This window comes from Mycolicibacter heraklionensis, from assembly GCF_001021505.1.
GTDB classification, from domain to species: domain Bacteria; phylum Actinomycetota; class Actinomycetes; order Mycobacteriales; family Mycobacteriaceae; genus Mycobacterium; species Mycobacterium heraklionense.
The window spans coordinates 20,598-27,134 of record NZ_LDPO01000033.1 but is presented as its reverse complement, the minus strand read 5'-3'; the positions used below and the strand labels follow the sequence as shown (position 1 = coordinate 27,134).

Here is a 6,537-nt window from a genome sequence, read left to right as displayed (position 1 = left end):
GGGTGGGGTCATGCGTGGGGCGCGGGGCGCCCGCACCCACCGGGGTCGGCGCGACGGCTGCGGTCGCGGGACGGCGGGTCACCCGGCGCCGCTCGTCGGGCAGCCGGATCTCGCCCAGACCGATCCGGTTCTGGATTCGTTTCATCCAGCGCGGTGCCCACCAGCAGTCGTCGCCGAGCAGTTTCATCACCGACGGCACCAGGAACATCCGGACCACGGTGGCGTCCAGCAACAGTGCCGCCATCAGACCGAACGCCAGGTACTTCATCATCACCAGGTCGGAGAACACGAACGACGCGGCTACCACCGCGAGGATCAGTGCGGCCGCGGTGATCAGCCGGCCGGTGGTGGCGGTGCCGATCCGGATCGCCTCGGTGGTCGACATCCCGGATTCTCGGGCCTCCACCATCCGGGAGACCAGGAACACCTCGTAGTCGGTGGCCAGACCCCAGCCCACCGCAACGACGAGCGCAATGACCACCACCATCAGTGGGGTCGGGGTGAAGTTCAACAGCCCGGCGCCGTGCCCGTCGACGAACATCCAGGTCAAGATGCCCATCGTCGAGCCAAGCGTCAACGCGCTCATCACCGCCGCCTTCAACGGCAGCACCAGAGACCCGAACGCCAGGAACATCAGCAGCGTCGTGGTGATCAGCAAGATCACCAGCATCAACGGTCCTTGGGCGACCAGCGCGTGGATACTGTCCTGCTCCAGTGCGGGTGTCCCGCCGACCAGCACCTCCAAGCCCTTGGGTGTGCTCATGGCGCGCAGCGCTTTGATCTTCTGCGCGGCGTCGTTGCGGTTGACCAAGCCGTTCTCGATGACTTTGACCGACTCGTCCTTGGAGGCGCCGGGCAGGTAGGGCCGCTGCTTCCACATCTCGGTGGGGTCATCGTCGGGGACGACGAACCCGCTGATCGCCATCGCGCGGTTGCGGACGTCGGCAACCTGCTGGTCGGTGACCGGTTTGTCGGTGGTGCTCTTGATCACCAGCGTCAGCTTCTCGGTGCGGAAGCCGGGGAAGATCTCGTCGAAGTGTTCCTGGGCCACCCGAGCGGTGTTGTCCGGCGGCAGGTATTTCTCGCTCATCCCGCCGAAGGTCAGCTTGCCCAACGGGATGATCAGCAAGACCATCGCGATCACGATCGGGATCGCGAACGCCAGCGGCCGCTGCATCACGTAGTTGACCAACTTGCCCCAGAACCCGGCCTCGACCTCTTCGCGGGTCTTGGTCTTCTGGGTCTTCTCGGCCAGCCAGCCGATGACGCGATTGTGGAGTTCCCAGTCCCGCAGGAACGGGATTCGGTACAGGGTGCGCACCCCGAGCGCGTCCACGTTCTTGCCCAGCACGCCCAGGATGGCGGGCAGCAAGGTGATCGACAGCAGCGCGGCCAGGCCCACAGAGGCGAAGATCGCGTACGTGATCGCCTTGACGAATCCCTGCGGCAGCACGAGCAGGCTGGCTCCCGAGACGATGATCAGCACCGCCGAGAACACCACGGTGCGACCGGCCGTCATCACCGACCGGCGGACCGCTGCTTCGGTGTCGTAGCCCTCGGCGATCTCCTCACGGAATCGGCTCACCACGAACAACCCGTAGTCGATCGCAATACCCAGACCGATCAGCGAGACCACCGGCTGGGCGAAGAAGTTGATCGGCCCGAACATGGCGGCGAAGCGCAGGATGCCAGTTGCGCCGGCGATGCTCAGCCCACCGACGATCACCGGCAGGCTGGCCGCGACCACGCCGCCGAACACGAAGAACAGCACCACTGCGACCAGCGGCAGCGCCAGCACCTCCATGCGCTGTTGGTCGGTGGCGATGGTGCCGGTCAATTCACTGGCGATCGGCTGCAGACCACCGAGCTCGACCTTGCCGCCGTCGAGTTTCTGCAGGTCCGACTCGGCAGCCTGGTAATTCTTCAGGATGGTGTCGTCGTCGTCGCCCTTGATCTGGATCGACGCGAAGGCGTGCTTCTTCTCCGGGTCGGCCATGTTGGCCAGCGCCTCGGGATTGGTGAAGTAGCCGACCCAGCTCATGATCTGATCGGGGTGGTCGTTCTTGACCTTGTTGAGCCCGCTCTTGATCGCGTCGAACCATTCCGGGTCGTCGACCGTCTCGCCCTTGGGCGCGGTGAAGACCGCAACCACATGGCTGGTGCGGTCCCGGCCGTAGACTTCGTCGCCGACGATCGACGCCTGCACCGACTGGCTGCCCTCGTCGTAAAAGCCGCTCTGAGTGACGTGCTCACCCAGGCTCATTCCGTAGACCCCGCCACCCAGGCAGAGCGCCACCATCACGCCGATTACGATGAACCGGTAGCGGTATACAGTTCGACCCCACCAGGCGAACACCTATACGCTCCTTACTAAGGTCTGTGGAGACATCTTTCGGACCCGCGCGTCCCTGACTTCAGGCTCTCCAGTTGTCACTCTCGCGAGGTCAGCAGTGAGCTCAGCGGCCGGAACGGCTGGAGCCACGCTCCCTGCTCCGGCAGCGAATCCAGGCTGATCCGCGGCAGCCGCTCCCGGAACACACCAGGGATGTCCTCCAGGTCGACGAACTCCAAGGTATCCGAGGCTAGCGCCCAGCTCGCATGTTCGCGAAATCCGAGCACCTGAACGGCTATGCCGAGTCCGCAGAGTTCTTCCAGCGGTTCCCGGAACGCCTGACCGTCGGCGGAGGCCACGGCCACCGCCATCAATCCCTGCTCTTTCCGCAGCGCGATGTGTTCGAGCATGTCGGAGTCGACATCACTGTCCTCATCGATCTTCGGCTTGGCAAAGACCGCGAAACCCACGTTACGCAACGCCTCCACCCACGGCCGGACGACGTCGGCGCTGCCCGGTGCGATGTTGGTGAAGACGGTGGCCTCGGGTTCGACCTTCATCTGCGGGTGATTCGCCGCGATCTCCGCGGTGCGGTTCAGCAGCCAGCGGCCCAGCGCATCGAACCGGGGCCGCTCCACCCCGGTCGGGCGCCTGCCGAGAATCGCGCCCAGACCCATGTCCAGGTTGGGGGCGTCCCACACCAGCAGTACCCGACGGGTCGGTTCCCCGTCAGCGGTCGGGTCGGCGTCGGTCGGGGCGGCATCCAGGTCGGGGCTGGTCATCAGACCCGTTCCCAGACGAACTCGTTGATCACGCTGCCCGCATTGCGGCCCTTCGCCTCGTATTTGGTGGTGGGGCGGTCGACCGAGATCGGGAGGCCGGCGACCTTGGACGGGTCCGACACCCGGCGCAGGGCCGGCTCGCCGTCGCCGGACTCGGCGATCTGTTCCGCGTAGTCGGCATGGTCGGTCGCCGCGTGCAACACCCCGCCCGGCTGCAACCGATCGGCGATCAGGGCCATGGTGGCCGGTTGCAGCAGCCGCCGCTTGTGGTGCCGCGCCTTGGGCCACGGGTCGGGGAAGAAGACACGCACCCCGATCAGCGAGGACGGGGCGATCAGGTACTCCAGCACGTCGAGGCCGTCGCCGCGCAACAACCGGATATTGCCCAACTGTTCGCGGTCGATCGCGCACAGCAGTTGCGCCAACCCGCGCTCGTAGATCTCCACGGCGATCACGTCCAGGTCCGGCTCGGCCTGTGCCATCGCCACCGTGGAGGTACCGGCCCCGCAGCCGATCTCGAGCACCACGGGGGCGTCGCGACCGAACCAGCGGCGCGGATCCAGTGGCTGGGGGCGGTCGGGACCCTCGGGCGGCACGACGTCGGCGCCCAGGTCGGGCCAGAGTCGCTCCCAGGTTTGGCGCTGACCGTCCGACAGAGCGGAGTGCCGGTAACGGACGCTGAAGTTGCGGAAACGGCGTGGAGCCGGGGTGTCGACGCCAGGGACGTCCGATGCCATTTCGACGTCGCGCGGCGCATGCATGCAGTCCATGGTGGCCCATGGACCCTCGTGTACCCACTTTGCGGTCCACATTGATACCCAACAGTTGCCTAGTGCGGGCGGATGGGCGGTAGGTACGGCGGTGACTCGCGTCGCGGCGGAGCAGCTGACACCATGGCCCCGGGGCCGATTGCGCGGGGAGGCAGGGTCGTGACACAGGGGCACCAGCTCTTCGCCGACGAGCTGACCGGGCTGGCCACGCAGAACTCCGACCCGCGGTTGGCGACGATCGCCGCAGACATCACCGCGCCGCTGCAGGTCGCGGTGCACGGCCGCCGCGGCGTCGGCCGGCGCACCGTCGCCGCAGCGCTGGCCGCCGCCGGGGTCCGCATCGCCGAGCAGCCCGGTGCGGCCGACACTGCCGAATTGGCCGTTCATGTCGTCGCCGAGGTGGTCAAACCGGAGGACACCGCCGCACTGCATGCCGCGCGTCGGCGCCCGGTGCTGGTGGTGCTGAACAAGGCCGACGTGTGTGGGCATGATGCCGCAGCGATGCCGGTGCCGGTCGAACCGATGTCGGCGTTGTTCGCACTGGCTGCGCGCGGCGATGGGCTGGACGATCGACTGTGGGATGCGCTCGGATGTCTGGCCGCCCGGCCCGCCGATCTGCGCTCAGCCGAGCACTTCGTGAGCTGTCCACACCCGGTACCCCGTCAGACCCGCGAGCGGTTGTGCGCCACCCTCGAGCTGTCCGGGATCGAGGCACTGCTCGACCTGTCCCGGCGCGGTGCCACGGTGGCGCAGGCGCGCGACCGGCTGTGCCAGCTCAGCGGTGTCGATCGCGTCGTCGCCCGGCTGGAGGCCATGGGCGCCGCCGTCTACCACCGGCGGATGTCGGAGGCGGTGACCCGATTGGAGGCGATGGCGGTCGGGGACAGCCGCATCGATGAGTTCCTGGTCGGCGACACGACAGTTGCCGCCCGGCTGACCGCTGCGACGGCCGCGATCGACGTCCCGGACGAACCGGTGCTGGCGCGGGCCCGCCGCTGGCAGGCCCACCGCAGCGCACCGGTCGGCGCCGCCCAGCGAGCCTGCGCCGCCGACATCGCCAGGGGATCCTTGCGGGCCTGGGCGACCATGCGGGGCCGCCGATGACCGCCCCGGGTGCGGATGCGGCCGACTCGGACCCCGCCACCGGGGTGGATGCCCTCATCGCTGAGCTCGCTCCCGGAGTGCGCCCGCCCGCGGTACGGCGCTGCGACGTGGTGGTGGTGACCGGCCCCTGGCTGGCCGGGGTCAGCGCGATGACAACGGTGCTGGCCGACCGGATGCCGCAGTGGCTCGTGATGGAAGCCACCGACCTGGCGCCGGGGGAGGTGCCGCTGGCGGTGGTGTTCGTGGTGTCTGCGGCGGCCGCGCTGACGAAGTCGGACTGCGCTCTGCTCGACGCCGTGGCCGCCCACACCGACGTGGTGATCGGCGTCGTATCCAAGATCGACGCCCACCGGCAGTGGCGCGAGATGCGGGCAGCAGCCCGCGAAACCCTCGCCGGCCACGCGCCGCGCTACCGCGACGCCGCGTGGGTGGGGGCGGCCGCCGCACCCGAGCGCGGCGACCCGCGGGTCGAGGACCTGGTCGCGGAACTGACCAGACAGCTCGAGGACGGCGACGCCCACCGACGCAACCGGCTGCGCTCGTGGGAGTTCCAGTTGCGTACCGACGCCGATCGGATCGACCGCGACGCCCGCGCGGAAGGCCGGCGCGCCCGGGTGACGCAACTGCAGGAGCAGCGTGACGAGGTGGTGCGGCAGCGGCGGATGTCGAAGTCGGAGCGCGTGATCGCGCTGCGCAGCCGCATCGCCCAGGCCCGCGTGCAACTGTCCTACTTCGCCAGCAAGCGGTGCGCCTCGGTACGCAGCGAGCTCGCCGAAGACGCGGCGGGCATGACGCGGCGCCGGTGGGCCGAATTCGAGTCCTATGTGCACGACCGGCTGACCGAGGTGGTGACGGAGGTCGATCAGGGAGTCACCGAGCACTTGGCCGACGTCGCCCAGGAACTGGGTCTGGCCTCGCACGCACCGTCGGGCGGGGCGGCGGTGCCGCTACCCCAGGTCGACACCGGCAAGCCCCCGTTGGAGTCCCGACGGCTGGAGACCCAGTTGATGGCGGTGCTGGGGATCGGCTTCGGGCTGGGCGTGGCGTTGACGCTGAGCCGGGTCTTCGCCCATCTCGCGCCGGGACTGGCCGCGGTGGGTGCGGCCGGATGCGCCCTCGCCGGGGTGGTGGCAACGGTGTGGGTGGTCCGGATTCGGGGGCTGTTGCGCGACCGGGTGGTGCTCGATCGCTGGGTGGGGCAGGCCACCAACGCGGTGCGGTCCTCGGTGCAGGAACTGGTGGCCCTGCGGGTGGTGGCCGCCGAGTCGGCGCTCACCGCCGAACTCGCCGCACACAATGAGACCGAGGCTGCCCGCGTCACCGACCGGGTCGCCGGGTTGGACCGGGAGTTGCGCGAGCATGCGGCCGCCACCGCCCGCGCCGCCGCGGTGCGCGATCGTCAGCTGCCGGCGTTGCGGCGGGCGTTGGAAAGGGTGCGCGCTGAGCTGGGTGAATCAGGCCCGGCGGACGCCGCGGTAACGGGTGACAGATAGCCCGAGTTGCGATTGTTTCGATCCGTGTAGCTATTGACGGTAATCTCTTATTTAAT

General features: G+C 68.7%; 5 protein-coding genes. 2 read left to right on the top strand and 3 right to left on the bottom strand.

Going from position 1 to position 6,537, the window contains the following annotated elements; translation table 11 throughout:
- The 3 genes from mmpL3 to trmB form a co-directional block, all read right to left on the bottom strand.
- The coding region (gene mmpL3 / locus ABW16_RS22540; protein WP_052957061.1) for a trehalose monomycolate exporter MmpL3 at positions 1-2,356 on the bottom strand (2,356 nt) is incomplete at its 3' end.
- A 74-nt stretch (positions 2,357-2,430) separates the two neighbouring features.
- Complete coding sequence (locus tag ABW16_RS22535) at positions 2,431-3,114, bottom strand: NYN domain-containing protein (protein WP_047321430.1); 684 nt, start codon at positions 3,112-3,114, stop codon at positions 2,431-2,433.
- Positions 3,114-3,875, bottom strand: coding sequence for a tRNA (guanosine(46)-N7)-methyltransferase TrmB (gene trmB, locus ABW16_RS22530; protein WP_047321436.1), 762 nt, complete (start codon positions 3,873-3,875; stop codon positions 3,114-3,116). Before trmB ends, ABW16_RS22535 begins: the two co-directional genes overlap by 1 nt.
- 168 nt (positions 3,876-4,043) lie before the next feature.
- Here trmB and ABW16_RS22525 point away from each other — a divergent pair, with 168 nt between their 5' ends.
- A complete protein-coding gene (locus tag ABW16_RS22525; RefSeq protein ID WP_052957059.1) occupies positions 4,044-4,988 on the top strand; it encodes a P-loop NTPase family protein in 945 nt (314 codons plus the stop codon).
- Positions 4,985-6,481, top strand: coding sequence for an AAA family ATPase (locus ABW16_RS22520; protein WP_047321429.1), 1,497 nt, complete (start codon positions 4,985-4,987; stop codon positions 6,479-6,481). The genes ABW16_RS22525 and ABW16_RS22520 overlap by 4 nt, the downstream gene beginning before the upstream one ends.
- The last annotated feature ends 56 nt before the right edge of the window (positions 6,482-6,537 follow it).